Source organism: Streptomyces anulatus, assembly GCF_014650675.1.
Classification (GTDB): domain Bacteria; phylum Actinomycetota; class Actinomycetes; order Streptomycetales; family Streptomycetaceae; genus Streptomyces; species Streptomyces anulatus.
The window spans coordinates 131809-148007 of record NZ_BMVK01000001.1 but is presented as its reverse complement, the minus strand read 5'-3'; the positions used below and the strand labels follow the sequence as shown (position 1 = coordinate 148007).

Annotated in this window: 11 protein-coding genes and 1 pseudogene; 6 read left to right on the top strand and 6 right to left on the bottom strand. The window is 71.3% G+C overall.

Annotated features, from left to right (window positions below):
• Positions 1–8 precede the first annotated feature (8 nt).
• The 4 genes from IE272_RS00675 to IE272_RS00660 all read left to right on the top strand — a co-directional run bounded on the left by IE272_RS00675 (position 9) and on the right by IE272_RS00660 (position 7298).
• Positions 9–512, top strand: coding sequence for a hypothetical protein (locus IE272_RS00675; protein ID WP_229897179.1), 504 nt, complete (start codon positions 9–11; stop codon positions 510–512).
• A gap of 44 nt (positions 513–556) precedes the next feature.
• Positions 557–2764, top strand: coding sequence for a trypsin-like serine protease (locus IE272_RS00670; protein WP_190006033.1), 2208 nt, complete (start codon positions 557–559; stop codon positions 2762–2764).
• A gap of 189 nt (positions 2765–2953) precedes the next feature.
• Positions 2954–6424 (top strand): ALF repeat-containing protein, encoded by a 3471-nt coding sequence (locus IE272_RS00665; protein WP_229897178.1) that lies wholly within the window; start codon positions 2954–2956, stop codon positions 6422–6424.
• A 100-nt stretch (positions 6425–6524) separates the two neighbouring features.
• Positions 6525–7298, top strand: a complete 774-nt coding sequence (locus IE272_RS00660; RefSeq protein ID WP_190006032.1) for a barstar family protein — start codon at positions 6525–6527, stop codon at positions 7296–7298.
• A 60-nt stretch (positions 7299–7358) separates the two neighbouring features.
• On the opposite strand, the pseudogene IE272_RS00655 reads toward IE272_RS00660, so the two are convergent.
• From IE272_RS00655 to tkt, 6 genes and pseudogenes are all read right to left on the bottom strand, one after another.
• Positions 7359–7722: pseudogene (locus IE272_RS00655) on the bottom strand (VOC family protein).
• A 72-nt stretch (positions 7723–7794) separates the two neighbouring features.
• Positions 7795–8577, bottom strand: a complete 783-nt coding sequence (gene pgl / locus IE272_RS00650; protein WP_050358175.1) for a 6-phosphogluconolactonase — start codon at positions 8575–8577, stop codon at positions 7795–7797.
• Positions 8574–9614: a glucose-6-phosphate dehydrogenase assembly protein OpcA gene (gene opcA, locus IE272_RS00645; protein WP_056706267.1), complete on the bottom strand. Its 1041-nt coding sequence runs from the start codon at positions 9612–9614 to the stop codon at positions 8574–8576. The genes pgl and opcA overlap by 4 nt, the downstream gene beginning before the upstream one ends.
• The gene (gene zwf / locus IE272_RS00640; protein ID WP_050358177.1) at positions 9611–11143 is read right to left on the bottom strand and encodes a glucose-6-phosphate dehydrogenase; all 1533 of its coding nucleotides are present in this window, start codon (positions 11141–11143) and stop codon (positions 9611–9613) included. The genes opcA and zwf overlap by 4 nt, the downstream gene beginning before the upstream one ends.
• A gap of 5 nt (positions 11144–11148) precedes the next feature.
• A complete protein-coding gene (gene tal / locus IE272_RS00635; RefSeq protein WP_050358178.1) occupies positions 11149–12267 on the bottom strand; it encodes a transaldolase in 1119 nt (372 codons plus the stop codon).
• Between the two features lie 34 nt (positions 12268–12301).
• Positions 12302–14404, bottom strand: a complete 2103-nt coding sequence (gene tkt / locus IE272_RS00630; protein ID WP_190006031.1) for a transketolase — start codon at positions 14402–14404, stop codon at positions 12302–12304.
• Between the two features lie 285 nt (positions 14405–14689).
• On the opposite strand from tkt, the gene IE272_RS00625 reads away from it, so the two are divergent.
• Positions 14690–15643, top strand: coding sequence for a heme o synthase (locus tag IE272_RS00625; protein WP_057661941.1), 954 nt, complete (start codon positions 14690–14692; stop codon positions 15641–15643).
• 93 nt (positions 15644–15736) lie between these two features.
• Complete coding sequence (locus tag IE272_RS00620; RefSeq protein ID WP_007448485.1) at positions 15737–16114, top strand: hypothetical protein; 378 nt, start codon at positions 15737–15739, stop codon at positions 16112–16114.
• The last annotated feature ends 85 nt before the right edge of the window (positions 16115–16199 follow it).

Sequence of the window (16199 nt, the reverse complement as noted above, 5' to 3'; positions counted from 1 at the left end):
CGCGGTGGATGAGATCCCTGGCGAAGGTCACGGGCACCGCTGTCGCGGGCGGAGCGCTGGCCTGGCTGGCGCTGGCCGGGGGAGCACCCGTGGTGGCGAGCGACACGGTGGCCGCTGCCGCCGATGAGACGCCTGGCTACGCGGTGGAGGACTTCAACTACCCGCAGGCCGACAAGATCCTCGCGGAGCAGGGGATCGCGCTGAAGCGCGGAGACGGTCACATCGTCCTGGTGGAGTGCGCCGGCGGCACCGGTCTCATCGAGGTGTGGGCGCGCCGACAGGACAACAAGAAGATCTGTTTCCGCGTCACCGGAAACTCGGGGTGGCTGACGATGGAAATCCCGGCGGTGCACTCCATCAAGGGCAACGACTACACGACCGAGGTCGATATGACCGTCGGCAGTGAGAAGAAGTCGTTCGACATCACCAAGAACGAGTGGACCTCGGTGGGCGAGAGCGCGGACGAGCAGAACCGTGAGCACATGCTCGTGGAGATCCGAACCGCCAAGTAGTCCCGAAGACCCCTGTGCTTCGAATCTTCGACAAAGGACTGCACATGCGACATACGACCGCTCTGCGCGCCGCCGCGCTGACCGCGACCCTGGCAGCCGGATCGCTCGCGCTGCCCGCCGCGCCCGCCTCCGCCGTCGCCGGCGGGACCGCCGCGGCCGGGACCTACGCGTACACGGCCGAGATCACCGTCGGCGACCACGACCGAGGCTGTTCCGGCACCCTGATCGATGCCGAGTGGCTGCTCACCGCGGCCAGTTGCCTCGCCGACGACCCGGCCGCCGGTACGGCCGTGCCGGCGGGGGCTCCGGCGCTGAAGACCACGGCGGTCATCGGCCGCGCCGATCTGACCAGCACCCGGGGCGCCGAGCGCCGCATCGTGGAGCTGGTGCCCCGAACCGACCGGGACGTCGTCCTGGCCCGCCTGAACCGGCCGGTCACCGACGTCACCCCCATCGCCCTGGCCACCACCGCCCCCACCGCGGGCGAGGAGCTGACGTTCGCCGGATACGGGCGTACGCGGGACGAGTGGTCGCCGCTGAAGCTGCACACCGGCGTCTACGGAGTCGACTCGGCCACCGCCACCACGGCAGCGGTCACCGGCAGGAACGGGGCCGCCGCCTGTGCCGGCGACTCCGGGGGCCCGGTGGTCCGGTCGGTGGGCGGAACGGCCACCCTCGCGGCCCTGATCAGCCGTTCCTTCCAGGGGGGTTGCTTCGGGGTCGACGAGACCGTGACCGCCACCGGGGGCGTGACCGCCCGGGTGGACGACCTGTCGTCCTGGGTCGAGGCCGAGACCGCGAACACCCGTATCACCGACTTCAACGGCGACGGGGTCGAGGACATCGCGGTGGCCGACCCGAAGGCCACCGTCGGCGGCCACGCCGCGGCCGGTCTGATCCGGGTCGTGTACGGCGCCGGCAAGGGCACCGCCGAAATCACCCAGGACCTCGACTGGGTGCCCGGCGGAGCCGAGGCCAACGACTGGTTCGGCGAGTCCCTGGCCACCGTCGACCACAACGAGGACGGCTACACGGACCTGGTCGTCGGCACACCCGCCGAAGACGTGGGCGCCGCGGCCAACGCCGGGTTCGTCGACGTGCTGTACGGCGCCGCCGGCGGCCTCGGCGCCGGCACCGAGAAGGCCACCCACCTGGAGCAGGGCGCGGGCACCGGCCACATCGCCGGATCCGCCCCCGAAACGGGCGACCGCATGGGCCACTCCGTCGCCGCGGGCACCACCTCCACCGGTGAACCGTGGATTCTGATCGGCACACCCGGCGAGGCCCTCGGCACCGTCAAGGGAGCGGGCACGGCCTTCTACGTGCGCGGCGGAACCAGCACCTCGCTGCACCAGGACAAGCCCGACGTCCCCGGCGAGGTGGAGGCCGACGACGCCTTCGGCTCCAGCGTCGCCGGCGACGCGCACCACATCGCCGTCGGTGTTCCCGGCGAGGCCATCGGGACGGACAAGAACTCCGGCGGGGTGGCCATGTTCCGCCACACGCCGAACGCCCAGGGCATGCCCACCGTCGTCGGCGGGCTCGACCAGGACACCGCGCCCGTCTCCGGCGCTTCCGAGCCCGGCGACGAGTTCGGCGCCTCGCTCGCCATGGCGGACCACCGGGTCCCGGGCGCCACGCCGTCCGCGGCGTCGGTGCTCGTGATCGGATCGCCCGGCGAGGACATGACCGTGGACGGATCCGACCGGGCCGACGCGGGCCGGGCGATCCTCGTCCGCATCGACGCCGGCGGCACCTGGACCTATCTGCGCGAGCTCAACCCGGGCACCGGCGACGACGACGTGTCCGGCACGGCCGAGACCGGGGACCGCTTCGGCGAGGCCGTGAGCGTCGTCAACACCGCGCCGCGAGAGGCCGGAAGCACGGGCACGATGCGGATCGCCGTCGGCGCGCCGGGCGAGGCCATCGGGACGGCCGCCCAGGCGGGCGCGGTCTCGACCTTCTCGCCCTTCGGCGCGGCAGGCGCCACCGACCGCTGGCTCGAAGCGGGCGACGGCGACGGCATCCCGGTCACCCCGGGCGCCGGCCAGAACCTGGGCAGGAGCATCCACTTCACGGGTACGCACCTGTACGTCGGCATGCCGTACGGTCCCTCCGCCCACGGCGCCCTGTACGCCCTGCCGGTCTCCAACGTGTCCTCGGGCGGAGCGGTCGCCCCGGTGACGACCTACCAGCCCGGCGTCGGCGGACTCCCGGCATCCGGCGCGCGTTTCGGCCACGCGGCACGGTAGCCCCGACCGCCACTCCGACCGAAGGCTGACGGAGTCCCCGAGGGCCACGGCTCTCGGGGACTCCCGCTTGTCGGGGCCTTCACCGGAAGCGGCCCCGTCGACGAGCCCCACCAACGCCCACCCAAGAACGAACGAAGGAGCAAGGCATTGAATGCCAGGTTGCGAGCCGCGCTGTCATGGCGCGGCGCCGTGGCGACGCTGATAGCCCTAGTGATGGTCATGGGCATCGATATGCGTCCTGCCGCGGCAGAGGACGAAGCGTGGGTCTACGACAGAACCGACGTGCTGGAAGCCTGGAAGTACGGCGGTCCGGGGGTGCGCGAGGCCGCCGCGATCGCCCTGGCCGGGTCCGACCAGGACGTCCAGACGTTCATGACCCAGGACCTGCCGAACATCTGGGAGGACGACCTGCGGGTCCAGGTCGCCCAGGTCATGGGCAAGGGCGGCCCGGCCGTACGGGCCGCGGCCAACACCGCCATGGACGGCACCGCCACGCAGCTCCAGGCCTTCCTGGACACCACGCTGGCACCCGCGCACGACGAGGATCTGCGGGTCCGGGTCTCGACGGTGATGGCCACGGGCGGCCCGGGCGTGAAGGCCGCGGGCGGCGCCGCGCTGGACGGTACGGCCGACGACTGGAGCGCTTTCCTCCAGGACGGCCAGTACCGGGCGCGGAACGACGACAACCGCGTTCTCGTCTCCCGGCTGCTGGGATCGGGCGGCCCGAACGTCCGGAAGCTCGCGGGCCAGGCCATGGACGGCACGGACGCGGACATCCAGGAGTTCCTGGACCACGGCTGGGCGATCGCGTCGGCGCGTGACCAGGAGACGCTCACCGTCGCGGAGTTGGCCGCCGTCGCCAGCCACGCGCAGAAGCAGGCCAAGAAGCTCACCGAGACCGCCAAGGAAGAGGCGGACAAGGCGGAGAAGGCCACGGCCGCGGCGAAGTCCGCGGCGCTGCTCGCGGCCAAGGAGGCCAAGGAGTCCCAGGAGTCGGCGGGCAGGGCCGCGGCAGCGGCCTCCCGGGCCGCGGCAGCCGCGGCCCGCGCCGCTCAGTCGGCCCGCACCGCGGTGGCGGCGGCCGCGGCGGCGAACGCCACGGCACGGGTGGCGGCCACCGCCGCCGCGCAGGCCGCGTATGCGGCGAGCCGGGCGGGCAACGCCGCGGCGCTGGCCCGGTCCGCGGCCGGTGCGGCCGCCGGCGACGCGTCCCTCGCCAAGAAGGCCAGGCTGGCCGCGGAGGAGGCGCGCGACGCCGCCGACGGGGCCGAGGACGCGGCGGAAGCCGCCGAGCAGGCGGGCGTCGCCTCCGACGAGGCCGCGAAGTCGGCCGGAGCAGCGGCCAGCGCGGGGGCCAACGCCGCCGCCGCGGCGGCGGCGGCAGCCGATGCCGGCCGTTGGGCCGGCTCGGCCGGCGCCAGCGGCGAGAAGGCGGCCGCTGCGGCTGCCAAGGCCAAGCGGCTCGCCGACCAGGCGACGAGGGCGGCCAAGGCCACGCAGATCAACGCCAACCAGGCCGCCACGGCCGCCCGGCAGTCGCGTGACGCGGCCAACGACGCCGCCGCGCACGCCCGGGCGGCGGCCAAGGCGGCGGACAAGGCCGCCGACGAGGCGGGCAAGGCGGTGGACGCCGCAGCGGCGTCCACCGCTGCGGCGAACGCGGCGACGGTCTCCGCCGACAACGCGTTGAAGGCGGCACAACAGGCCTTGACAGTGGTCGACCTCGCACGCAAGACGGATGCCGAACGGCTGGCCCAGCAACAGGACGAGGAGGTACTGGCGGCGGAGGAGGCCAACCGGGCCCACGAGGCCCGTACGGCCGCCGCCGAGTGGCAGGTCGGCCGCGTCCAGGAACTCACCGCGAGGACGCGGACACTGCTGGACGAGGCCAAGGCGGCATCCGACCCGGCGATCACCGCCACCAAGGGCCGGCAGGCCGCGGTCAACATGCTCAACAGCAGCGGGACCTGGGCCCGGAGCGCCGCCGAGGCCGCGTTGTCGGGCACCGACGCCGGCGTGGCGGAGTTCGTGCACACCACGCTGGCGGTGGCGCTGGAGCAGGACGACCGCGCCAGTGTCGCCCACATCGCCGCGACCAGCGAGATCCCGGCGCAGCAGCAGGCGGCCCTGGACACGGTCGACGCGCCGATCGAGCAGGTGCGGGAGTTCCTTCGCACCCGCGCGTACCCGGGCAAGGGCGACGACGACCGGGTCACCGTCGCCAAGCTCCTCGCCGAGGGCGGCCCCGGTGTGAAGGCCGCCGCGGGCGCGGCCCTCGACGGCACCGACGCCGACGTGGCGCGGTTCCTGGAGACCGGGCAGCACACGGCCCGGGAGGACGACGACCGCGTGCTGGTCAGCAAGGCCCTCAGCACCGGTGGCCCCGAGGTCAAGGCCGCGGCGCAAGCCGTGCTGTCGGGTCCGCCGACCAGGCTGCGCCCCTTCCTGGAGATCGGTCTCCACAAGGCACGGCAGCGTGACGCCAACGCCGGAGCCCACATAGCCGAGGTCAACACCCTGTTGCAGGCCGCCTACAAGTCGGCCCACCTCGCACAGAAGGACGCCCACCTGGCCCAGAAGGCGGCCGCGGAAGCGCGCAAGAACGCCGCGGACGCCGTGAAGTGGGCGAACAAGGCGGCCGACTCGGCCAAGGACGCGGACGGCTATGCCAAGCAGGCCAACGCGTCGGCGAACGAGGCGGCCGCGTCCTCCGAGAAGGCGGCGGAATCCGCCCGAACGGCTCGCAACGCGGCTGCGGCGGCACAGAAGGACGCCCAGTCGGCGGCCCGCTCCGCGGAACGTGCCCAGCACTCCGTCGGTGTTGCCGGGAACTACGCGTACCAGGCCGGGATCTCGGCCTACCAGGCCGGAATCTCGGCGGAGGCCGCGGGCAAGGACGCGGTCGCCGCGGCCAAGGCCGAGACCGAGGCGATGAAGATCGCCGCCACCAAGCTGATCGCGGAACTGCAGGAGCAGATCCGGGCCGAGATGAAGGATCCGAGCAAGCCGCTCTCCGACGACGAGATGCGCAAGGCCGTGCAGAAGCGGTTCGTCGAATTCCGTCAGGGCCTGCTGGAGAACAAGGAGTTGAGGCCGGGCGACACGGTCCTCATCTGCGTCGCGGACGGCGGCGGCGGCATGGGGTGCAGCGAGAGTTCGTACATCGACCAGATGGTCGCCTGGTACATCGGCGCCGACGAGATCGAGAACTGCCTCGCGAACAAGTCGCTCTCGTGCGTCGACGATCTCATCCTGAGCGCCCTCAAGCTCAAGATCCTCAAGAAGCTCCCCTGCAACGGCAAGGGCGCACGGGTCATGATGGGCGGAGCCCGGACCGTCGCGGTCCAGGCAGCCGCCGACAAGTGCCCCAACGGCCGCCTGTCGGACAAGCTGCCCAAGGGGATGTCCCAGGAGATCGCGGAGGGGTACGACCTCTACAAGCAGGGCAGGCTCGTCTCCCACGACACCTACAAGGGCAATGAGTGGCCGAAGTGGGCGGGCGCCAAGGAGTACGCGGTTCCGGGCGCTCCCAACAATCAGCGAATCCTGGTCAAGACCCTGCCGAACGGGGTTGAGATGATCGGGTGGACCTCGACCCACTACAAGAAGATCCAGCGCTTCACCGCCCCTCATTTCCCTGACTGGGGCTGGAAGAAGTAGACAGTAGTCAGCACCGAGTCGAAGCCGCGCGATCAGCTCCGGGAGTTCCTGCCGGGGGATCGCGCGGCTTCGGCCTTCCCGTTGAACGGAACGGTTACGCATGAGCCCCGAAAGCGTAGGCATCGACGATCCGCAGGACGTTCTGTATCGACTTGTCGATCAGGAGTCCGGAGAGGTCCTGATCGCTGCGGAAGATCTTCTGGACTACTTCATGGAGGAGGACCGGGACCCGCCGGAGACCGTCACCTTCGTCCGGGCGCACCGGGTCGGCCGTGCCCGGCGGAAGACCGAGCGGGCCGAGCTGCAGGTCGTCGACCGGCAGGGGGCAACGATCGGGGCGTACGACATCGGGAGGGTGTCCGCCGCGTTCCGGCACGAGCTCGTGCCGCCCGGCGAGGACCGCCCCGACCTCGGCTACTCCTTCTTCGGATACACCTGTGAGTACCCCCTGGCCGGGGAGGTCTGGCGACAGTGGGCCACACGTCGACCCGTCGAGCCCGGGGAATGGGCCCGCCACCCGTCCGACTGGCACGAGAGCTGGCTGCACGTCGTGCAGACCGCCTGGTTCGAATCCGGACGGAACGCGACCCGTTACGAGACCGGCGGAACGGCGGTCATCGACAGCACCGCGATCACCACGAGGGACGCCTTCTACTGCGCCCTGGGAGAAGCCGTCAACGGACCCGGCGGCTACTTCGGCTCGAACCTCGACGCGCTCTTCGACTGCCTCCGGACCGCGCGGCGCGACGAAGCGGCTCCGTTCCGCCTGGTCTGGCGGAACTTCGCGGCCTCCCGCGAGGCGTTGGGCAGCGATTTCACCGAGCGCGTTCTCGCCCTGTTCGAGGAGTGCGGTGTGGAGACCGAGCTGTCCTGAGGGGCGGTGCCCCTCGGACGCTCCCGAGCGGCGAGCCTTCCCACCGCGGGACCGGACCGCTCAGCCGCCGTGCGTCGTGTCGATGACGCAGAAGCGGTTGCCCTCGGGGTCGGCGAGTACGACGAAGTCCGGGTCCGGGGGGATACAGCTCCCACGCGACCCTTTCGGCGCCGAGCCCGATCAGCCGCTCCACCTCGGCCTCCTGGGTGTCGGAGTAGAGGTCGAGGTGGACCCGGGGGACCTCCTGCACGGGGGAGGCGGAGCGCCCCAGCGACAGCCCCACGCCGGGCCCGCCCACCGGGACCAGCACCGCCCAGTCGTCCGTTCCCGGCTCGCGCTCGGTGTACTCCAGCGCCGCCTTCCAGAAGGCGGCGGCCCGTCGAACGTCGGACGCGCCCATCACCACGGTTCCGATATGCACCATGGGGCGAGCCTTTCACGCCGCAGGCCCGGCCCGCTCGGGAAGAGAGGGCCGGGCCTGCGGTGCGCGGAACGCTCAGGCGGACGCCTGCGGATACAGCGCGCGCGGCAGCCGCGAGGCCGCCGCGGCGTCCAGCAGCCACAGCGTGCGGTCGCGCCCGTACGCGCCCGCCGCCGGGGCCTGGATCTCCCCGGCCCCGGACAGCGCGATGGCCGCAGCCTCCGCCTTGTCCTCGCCCGCCGCCAGCAGCCACACCTCGCGCGCGGCGCGGATCGCGGGCAGCGTGAGCGAGACCCGGACCGGCGGCGGCTTGGGAGCCCCGTGCACACCGACGACGGTGCGCTCGGTCTCCCGTACCGCGGGCAGCTCCGGGAAGAGCGAGGCCACATGCGTGTCCGGGCCGACGCCCAGCATCAGCACGTCGAACGCGGGCACCGCGCCATGGTCCTCGGGACCCGCGGCGGCGGCCAGTTCGGCGGCGTAACCGGCTGCCGCCGCGTCCGCGTCGTCGCCGTACGGGCCGTCGGACGCGGGCATCGCGTGCACCCGGGCCGGGTCCAGCCCCACCGCGTCGAGCAGCGCCTCGCGGGCCTGGGTGACATTGCGCTCCGGGTCACCCTCGGGCAGGAACCGCTCGTCGCCCCACCACAGGTCCAGACGCGCCCAGTCGATCGCGTCCCGGGCGGGCGCGGCGGCGAGCGCGGCCAGCAGGCCGTTGCCGTTGCGCCCGCCGGTCAGCACCACCGAGGCGTGGCCCCGGGAGGCCTGGGCGTCCACGATCCTCGTGATCAGCCGGGCCGCTGCGGCCTGCGCCATCAGCTCCTTGTCGCGGTGCACGACCAGTTGGGGAGGTGTCACTTCGACGCCGCCTTCTTGGCCGGGGCCTTCTTCGCGGCGGGAGCCTTGGCCTCGGCGGCCCTGTCCGCCTTCTCCTCGGCGCTCGCGACCGGTGCGGCCTTGACCTCGCCGCCCGCGTGCAGCCGGTCGACGCCGAACTTCACCGCGGACGCGTAGGTGTTGTCCGGGTCCAGCCGGCGCAGCTCCTCCGCCAGCAGCTCGGCGGTGTCACGGCGCTTGAGCGCCACCGCGCGGTCCGGCTGGTTCTGCATGGAGAGCGTGGCGAGCGAGCCGTCGGCCCGGTCCAGGACGATGACGCCGTTCTTCGTCTCCATCCGGACCGCGGTGAGACCGGGCCCCCCGGAGAGCGTGCGCTCCACCGGGACGCCGAGCCGGTCCGCGAGCCACATGGCGAGCAGCTCGCAGCTCGGGTTGTCGCTCTCGCCCTCGACGGTCGCGCCCACGACCTCGGCCGGCTGCTGGTCCAGCGCGGCGGCCAGCATCGAGCGCCACGGCGTGATCCGGGTCCAGGCGAGATCCGTGTCGCCGGGGCTGTAGGTCGCGGCCCGCACCGCCAGCTCGTCGAGCGGGAGCTCGGCCGAGTAGGTGTCGGTGATCCGGCGCTGGGCGAGGGCACCGAGCGGGTCCTTCGCCGGGTCGGCGGGTGCGCCCTCGGGCCACCACACCACGACCGGGGCGTCCGGCAGCAGCAGCGGAAGGACCACCGACTGGGCGTGGTTGGCCAGTTCGCCGTGGAGCCGCAGGACGACGGTCTCGCCGGTGCCCGCGTCGGAACCGACCCGCACCTCGGCGTCGAGACGGGCGTCCCTGCGGGCCCGCGGCGAGCGGCTGACCCGCTTGATCACCGCGATGATCCGCGAGGGGTGCTCGCGGGAGGCGTCGCCGGCCGACTTGAGCGCGTCGTACGCGTTCTCCTCGTCGGTGACGACGACCAGGGTGAGCACCATGCCGATGGCGGGGGTGCCGATGGCCCGGCGGGCCGAGACCAGCGCCTGGTTGATCTTGCTGGACGTGGTTTCCGTGAGATCGATCTTCATGGCCGCCTCCAGCTCCGTCCGTCACGTGCGAGCATCTCGTCGGCCTCGGCCGGACCCCAGGTGCCGGCCGCGTACTTCGCGGGCTTGCCGTGCTTGTCCCAGTACTCCTCGATCGGGTCGAGGATGGTCCAGGAGAGTTCGACCTCCTGGTGGCGCGGGAAGAGGTTGGCGTCGCCGAGCAGGACGTCCAGGAGAAGCCGCTCGTACGCCTCCGGGCTGGACTCCGTGAACGACTCGCCGTACGCGAAGTCCATCGTGACGTCCCGGACCTCCATCGAGGTGCCGGGCACCTTGGAGCCGAACCGCACGGTGACGCCCTCGTCCGGCTGGACCCGGATGACCAGGGCGTTGCCGCCCAGCTCCTCCGTGGCGCCGGACTCGAAGGGCAGGTAGGGCGCGCGCTTGAAGACGACCGCGATCTCCGTGACCCGGCGGCCGAGCCGCTTTCCGGTGCGGAGGTAGAACGGCACGCCCGCCCAGCGGCGGTTGTTGATCGTCAGCTTGATCGCCGCGTAGGTGTCGGTCGTCGACTTGGGGTCGATGCCGTCCTCCTCGCAGTAGCCGAGGACCTCCTGGCCGCCCTGCCAGGCGTGCTCGTACTGGGCGCGCACGGTGTGCAGACCGAGGTCCTCGGGCAGCTCGACGGCGGTGAGCACCTTGAGCTTCTCGGCGACCAGGGCCTTCGGGTGGAAGGAGCCGGGCTCCTCCATCGCGGTCAGCGCCAGCAGCTGGAGCAGGTGGTTCTGGATGACGTCACGGGCGGCGCCGATGCCGTCGTAGTAGCCGGCCCGGCCGCCGATGCCGATGTCCTCGGCCATCGTGATCTGTACGTGGTCGACGTAGGACCGGTTCCAGATCGGCTCCCACATCGTGTTGGCGAACCGCAGCGCCAGGATGTTCTGGACCGTCTCCTTCCCCAGGTAGTGGTCGATCCGGAAGACCTCGTTGGGCGGGAAGACGTCGTGCACGAGCTGGTTGAGCTCCTGCGCGCTGGCCAGGTCGTGGCCGAACGGCTTCTCGATGACGGCACGGCGCCAGGAGCCGTCCTTCTGGTCGGCCAGGCCGTGCTTCTTCAGCTGCTGGACGACCTTGGGGAAGAACTTCGGCGGCACGGAGAGGTAGAAGGCGAAGTTGCCGCCCGTCCCCTGGGCCTTGTCGAGCTCCTGGATGGTGGCCTTGAGCGTCTCGAACGCCTCGTCGTCGTCGAAGTTGCCCTGGACGAAGCGCATCCCCTGGATGAGCTGCTGCCAGACCTCCTCGCGGAATGGCGTACGGGCGTGCTCCTTGACGGCGTCGTGGACGACCTGGGCGAAGTCCTCGTCCTCCCAGTCGCGGCGCGCGAAGCCGATGAGCGAGAAGCCCGGCGGCAGCAGGCCGCGATTGGCCAGGTCGTAGACGGCGGGCATCAGCTTTTTACGGGACAAATCGCCCGTGACGCCAAAGATGACCAGGCCCGACGGCCCCGCGATACGCGGGAGCCGTCGGTCCTGTGCGTCACGGAGCGGGTTGGCTCCGGGAACAGCAGACAAAGTGGTCAGCCCTCCGAGGGGGCGAGGCGCGAAAGCTCCGCCTCGGTCGACTTGAGCAGGTCGTTCCAGGACGCCTCGAACTTCTCCACGCCCTCGTCCTCCAGCACCTGTACGACGTCGTCGTACGAGATGCCGAGCTTCTTGACCGTGTCGAGGTCGGCGCGTGCCTGGTCGTAGCCGCCGGTGACGGTGTCGCCGGTGATCTCGCCGTGGTCGGCCACCGCCTCCAGCGTCGCCTCCGGCATGGTGTTCACCGTGTTCGGCGCCACCAGGTCGTCGACGTACAGCGTGTCCTTCAGCGACGGGTCCTTGACGCCGGTCGAGGCCCACAGCGGACGCTGCTTGTTGGCCTGCGCCTTGTCCAGGGGGGCCCAGCGGTCGGAGGAGAAGACCTCCTCGTACGCCTCGTAGGCCAGGCGCGCGTTGGCCAGCGCGGACTTGCCCTTGGCCGCCTTCGCCTCGTCCGAGCCGATGGCGTCCAGCCGCTTGTCGATCTCGGTGTCCACCCGGGACACGAAGAACGAGGCCACCGAGTGGATCTTGGAGAGGTCCAGGCCCGCGGCCTTCGCCTTCTCCAGGCCCGCCAGGTAGGCGTCCATGACCGCGCGGTAGCGCTCCAGCGAGAAGATCAGCGTCACGTTGACGCTGATGCCCCGGCCGATCGTCTCGGTGATCGCCGGCAGGCCGGCCTTGGTCGCCGGGATCTTGATGAGCGTGTTCGGCCGGTCGACCAGCCACGCCAGCTGCTTGGCCTCGGCGACGGTGGCCGTGGTGTTGTGCGCCAGGCGCGGGTCGACCTCGATGGAGACCCGGCCGTCCTGGCCGTCCGTGGCGTCGAAGACCGGGCGCAGGATGTCGGCGGCGTCGCGGACGTCCGCCGTCGTGATCATGCGGAGGGCTTCCTCGACGGTGACCTTGCGGGCGGCGAGGTCGGTGAGCTGCTGCTCGTAACCGTCGCCCGAGGAGATCGCCTTCTGGAAGATCGACGGATTGGTGGTGACGCCGACGACATGGCTCTGGTCGATCAGCTCGGCCAGGTTGCCGGACGTGATCCGCTTGCGCGACAGGTCGTCGAGCCAGATCGCCACGCCCTCGTCGGAGAGGCGCTTGAGTGCGTCTGTCATGAGTTGCATCTCCTACTAGTCGTATCTACCGGCGTCAGCGCGTGGCGGCGGCGAGAGATTCCCGCGCGGTGGCGGCCACGTTCTCGGCGGTGAAGCCGAACTCCCGGAACAGCACCTTCGCGTCGGCCGAGGCCCCGAAGTGCTCCAGCGAGATGATCCGGCCCGCGTCGCCCACGTACCGGTACCAGGTCAGGCCGATGCCCGCCTCGACGGCGACCCGCGCCTTCACCGACGGCGGCAGCACACTGTCCTTGTACGCCTGGTCCTGCTCCTCGAACCACTCGACCGACGGCATCGAGACGACCCGGGTCGGCACGCCGGCCGCCTGGAGCTCCTCGCGCGCCTCGACGGCGACGTGGACCTCGGAACCGGTCGCGATGAGCAGCACCTGCGGCGCGGTGTTCTGCCCGGAGGCCTCTTCGGCCTCGAACAGGACGTAACCGCCCTTGGCCGCGTCCTCGTTCGCCTCGTACGTCGGCACACCCTGCCGGGTCAGCGCCAGACCGTGCGGCGCGCCCTTGCCGAACACCTTGGTGTAGCGGCGCAGGATCTCGCGCCAGGCGATGGCGGTCTCGTTCGCGTCGGCCGGGCGCACGATGTTCAGGCCCGGGATGGCGCGCAGCGCGGCCAGGTGCTCGACCGGCTGGTGGGTGGGACCGTCCTCGCCGAGGCCGATCGAGTCGTGCGTCCACACGTACGTCACCGGCAGGTGCATCAGCGCGGACAGTCGCACCGCGTTGCGCATGTAGTCGGAGAACACCAGGAAGGTGCCGCCGTAGATGCGGGTGTTGCCGTGCAGCGCGATGCCGTTCATGGCGGCGGCCATGGCGTGCTCGCGGATGCCGAAGTGGATCGTCCGGCCGTACGGGTCGGCCTCCGGCAGCGGGTTGCCCACCGGGAGGAACGACGACGTCTTGTCGATCGTGGTGTTGTTCGAGCCCGCGAGGTCGGCGGAGCCGCCCCACAGCTCGGGCACGATCTCGCCGAGCGCCTGGAGCACCTTGCCGGAGGCGGCACGGGTGGCCAGGCCCTTGCCGGGCTCGAAGACGGGGAGCTTCTCCTCCCAGCCCTCGGGCAGCTCGCCCGCGGCGATCCGGTCGAAGGAGGCGGCGCGCTCCGGGTTGGCGGTGCGCCACGCGGCGAACGACTTGTCCCACTCGGCGCGGGCCTCACGGCCGCGGTCCAGGGCCTCGCGGGTGTGGCCGATGACCGCGTCGGAGACCTCGAAGGTCTGCTCCGGGTCGAAGCCGAGGACCCGCTTGGTCGCCGCGATCTCGTCGTCGCCGAGCGCCGAGCCGTGCGCGGCCTCGGTGTTCTGGGCGTTCGGGGCGGGCCAGGCGATGATCGAGCGGGCCGCGATGAACGAGGGGCGCTCGGTCTCGGCCTTGGCCGCCTGCAGCGCCGCGTACAGACCCGCCGGGTCCAGGTCGCCGCTGGGGAGCTGCTCGACGCGCTGGACGTGCCAGCCGTACGCCTCGTACCGCTTCAGGGTGTCCTCGGAGACCGCGGTCTCCGTGTCGCCCTCGATGGAGATGTGGTTGTCGTCCCAGAGCAGGACCAGGTTGCCCAGCTTCTGGTGCCCGGCCAGCGAGGACGCCTCGGCCGAGATGCCCTCCTGGAGGCAGCCGTCACCCGCGACGACCCACACCATGTGGTCGAACGGGGAGGTGCCGGGGGCCGCCTCGGGGTCGAAGAGGCCGCGCTCGTAGCGGGCGGCCATCGCCATGCCCACCGCGTTGGCGACGCCCTGGCCCAGCGGCCCGGTGGTCGTCTCGACGCCGGTCGTGTGGCCGTACTCCGGGTGGCCCGGGGTCTTGGAGCCCCAGGTGCGGAAGGCCTTGAGGTCGTCCAGCTCCAGGCCGTAGCCGGCCAGGTAGAGCTGGATGTAGAGCGTCAGGCTGGAGTGGCCGGCGGAGAGGACGAACCGGTCGCGACCGGTCCACTCGGCGTCCGCGGGGTCGTGCCGCATCACCTTCTGGAAGAGGGTGTACGCGGCGGGAGCCAGGCTCATCGCCGTGCCCGGGTGGCCGTTTCCGACTTTCTGTACGGCGTCCGCGGCGAGAACGCGGGCGGTGTCCACGGCCCGCTGGTCCAAATCGGTCCACTGAAGGTCTGTGGTGGTCGGCTTGATGCTCACCCTGAGTCAGGGCTCCTCTCCACTGTCGTAAACCGGTGACTGTTACCGCACCGGGCGCTGTCGAGCCTACCCCCGTTGACAGGCACACTTTCCGAGCACTTTCCAGGGTGTGGGCGACCCGTGGAGTTCGCCTCCCGGCGGAATGCACATCCGGGGAACAGTCACCCCCAACACGACCCCACCCCCGCGAAGGGCGGCGTATCCGCAACGTCTAGAGTGAACGGGTTCGCGCAAGTCTTCACCGGGCCTCTCCGCCCGGAGCTTGCTGGGATTTCTCTGTCAGGGGTGTGCGTGACGGCCGTCGAGTCCCGACCCGCAGGGGTCGCCTTGACTCCCAGCCCGGGGGGCCATCGCCCGTTCGGGGCCCGCGTCAAGGCCTTCGTGGCGCTTACCAAGCCACGGATCATCGAGCTGTTGCTCATCACCACCGTTCCGGTGATGTTCCTCGCTGCCCAGGGTGTACCCGACCTGTGGCTCGTTCTCACTACCACCATCGGGGGATATCTCTCCGCCGGTGGCGCCAACGCGCTGAACATGTACATCGACCGTGACATCGACGCGCTGATGGACCGTACGTCCCAGCGCCCGCTGGTCACCGGCATGGTCAGCCCCCGCGAATGCCTCGCCTTCGGCATCGCCCTCGCGGTGATCTCCACGGTCTGGTTCGGGCTGCTCGTCAACTGGCTCTCGGCGGCTCTCGCGCTCGGCGCGCTGCTCTTCTACGTCGTCGTCTACACGATGCTGCTGAAGCGCCGCACCTCCCAGAACATCGTCTGGGGCGGCATCGCGGGCTGCATGCCGGTTCTCATTGGCTGGTCGGCCGTGACGAACGAGCTCTCCTGGGCCGCCGTCATCCTCTTCGCCGTCATCTTCTTCTGGACGCCGCCGCACTACTGGCCGCTGTCGATGAAGGTCAAGGACGACTACGCCCGGGTCGGCGTCCCGATGCTCCCGGTGGTCGCCTCCAACCGGGTGGTCGCCCGGCAGATCGTCCTCTACAGCTGGGTGATGGTCGCGGTCTCGCTGCTGCTCACCCCGCTCGGCTACACCGGCTGGTTCTACACCGCGGTGGCGCTGCTGTCCGGCGGCGCCTGGCTCTGGGAGGCCCACGGCCTGCAGAACCGGGCCAAGGCCGGAGTGACCGGGGCGAAGCTCAAGGAGATGCGGCTGTTCCACTGGTCCATCACCTATGTCTCCCTCCTCTTCCTCGCCGTCGCGGTGGACCCCTTCCTCCGCTGACACACCCTCTTCCCGGGTACGGGCGGGTCGCGTGGCACAAGCCACGCGACCCGCCCGTCGCCAGTTCATCTACCCGTCGGTAGCATCCTGTTCATGGCAGAGACGGCAGCAGACGCAGCGGACACCGGACAGACCTCACGCACGGACGCCAGGAAGGCGGCGCGCGCCGAACGCAGGGCGGCGAGGCTCGCCCACCAGATCGGCGCCTTCGCCAAGGAGCACGGCGGCGCGGAGGGGCAGCTCGCCTACATCGGCCAGGCGGGCGCCCGTATCGTCCTGGTCGGCGAGGACGGCGCCTGGGGCGACCTCGTGGCCCCGACCTACGCGGTGGCCGAGAACGCGGCCGCGAAGTCCGGCATCACGATGCACGAGGAGTTCGACGGCGAGTTCGCGCTCAAGGTCCGCACCGGCCCGTACGAGTGGTCCCGGATGGCCGGGATGCAGATCGGCGGCCCCTCCAACGACCGCTGAGGCGACAGCGCCGCTTTCGCCGCCGCCGGGCGACACCTGACACGGGGCCCACCCGTTAGGCCGTGCACACGCACGCCTTCCCAGG